Annotated in this window: 1 protein-coding gene; it reads left to right on the top strand. The window is 73.8% G+C overall.

All coding sequences use genetic code 11. The features are described from left to right. Window positions 1-375 precede the first annotated feature (375 nt). On the top strand, window positions 376-1,443 hold the full coding sequence (locus L2I40_RS23120; protein WP_237217706.1) for an alcohol dehydrogenase: 1,068 nt from the start codon (window positions 376-378) through the stop codon (window positions 1,441-1,443). The last annotated feature ends 50 nt before the right edge of the window (window positions 1,444-1,493 follow it).

Here is a 1,493-nt window from a genome sequence, read left to right as displayed (position 1 = left end):
AGCAGGCCGCCCAGCCCGCCGCCCATCTCGCCCCCGCCGCCAAGCTGGCCGCGCGCGCTTGGCATCCGCGGCACGCCGAGCGGGGAGCCGCCCATCCCGCCGCCCGCGCCCGGCTGCTGCGCGCCGCCGAGCGCCCCCATCAGGATGCGCGTGAGAACGTCCGACATGCCTGCCTCCCTGCCGCCGCCCGCCAACGCGACCGGTCCCGGAGTGTTGCAGCGCGGCTCTGCCGGCCGAAAGCCGAAAACGCATCCGCGCCGGTCACGACGCGCGGCTCACGCCCCGCCGGTCACAAGCACGCCTTGTCCGCCCCGCGCGATTGACCGTCCCCTGGCGCGGCCCGACCATCGCCGCCGCAAGGGGAGGAGAAGGGCCATGCGCGCCTGGGCCGTCGTGGCGGCGAAGCAGCCGCTGCAGGAGATCGAGCTGCCGACGCCGGAGCCGACCGGCAAGCAGGTGCTGCTGGAAGTCACCCATGCCGGCGTCTGCCATTCCGACATCCACATCTGGGAGGGCGAGTGGGACCTCGGCAGCCGCGGGAAGATGCGGCTGTCGGAGCGCGGCGTCGTGCTGCCGCTCGCCATGGGCCACGAGATCGTCGGCCGCGTCGTGAAGTGGGGGCCCGACGCCGAGGGCCAGGGCCTCGCCGTCGGCCAGACGCGCATCGTCTTCCCCTGGGTCGGCTGCGGCACCTGCGCCCGATGCCGGGCCGAGGACGACAACATGTGCGTCCAGGGCAAGGCGCTCGGCGTCTTCCAGAACGGCGGCTATGCGACGCATGTGCTGGCGCCGCAGCCGCGGCACCTGGTCGATCCCGGCGACCTCGATCCGGCGCTGGCGGCCACCTATGCCTGCTCCGGCATCACCGTCTTCTCCGCGATCAACAAGGTCATGCCGCTGCCGGCCGACACGCCGATCGTGCTGGTGGGTGCCGGCGGGCTCGGCCTGCAGGCGATCGCGGTGCTGAAGGCGATGGGCCATCGCCGCATCGTCTCGGTCGACATCAGCGCGGAGAAGCTCGCCGCGGCGCGCGAGGCCGGCGCCACCGATACGCTGGAGGCGACGGGCGACGACGTCACGAAACGCCTGGTCGCGCTCTGCGGCGGCCCGGTCGAGGCGATCATCGACCTCGTCAACGGCAGCGCCACCGCGCGCATCTGCTTCGACGCGCTGACCAAGGGCGGCAGGCTCGTCCAGGTCGGGCTGTTCGGCGGCGAGCTGACGGTGCCGCTGCCTGTCATGGCGATGCGCGCCCTGACCGTGCAGGGCAGCTATGTCGGCAGCCCGAAGGAGTTGCGCGCGCTCGTCGCCATGGCGCAGGGCGGCCGGCTGCCCGCCATCCCGATCACCCGCGAGCCGATGCGCAACGCCGACGCGGCGCTGCAGCGCCTGATCGCGGGCAAGGTGACGGGGCGCATCGTGCTGACGGCCGAGGCCGCGTAGCGCGGTGCGGTGATCGGGAGGGGCTTCGCCCCTCCCGGACCCTCCCCACC

It is taken from the genome of Falsiroseomonas oryziterrae, from assembly GCF_021864505.1.
GTDB lineage: Bacteria > Pseudomonadota > Alphaproteobacteria > Acetobacterales > Acetobacteraceae > Falsiroseomonas > Falsiroseomonas oryziterrae.
This window is presented reverse-complemented; position numbering and strand designations above follow the sequence as displayed.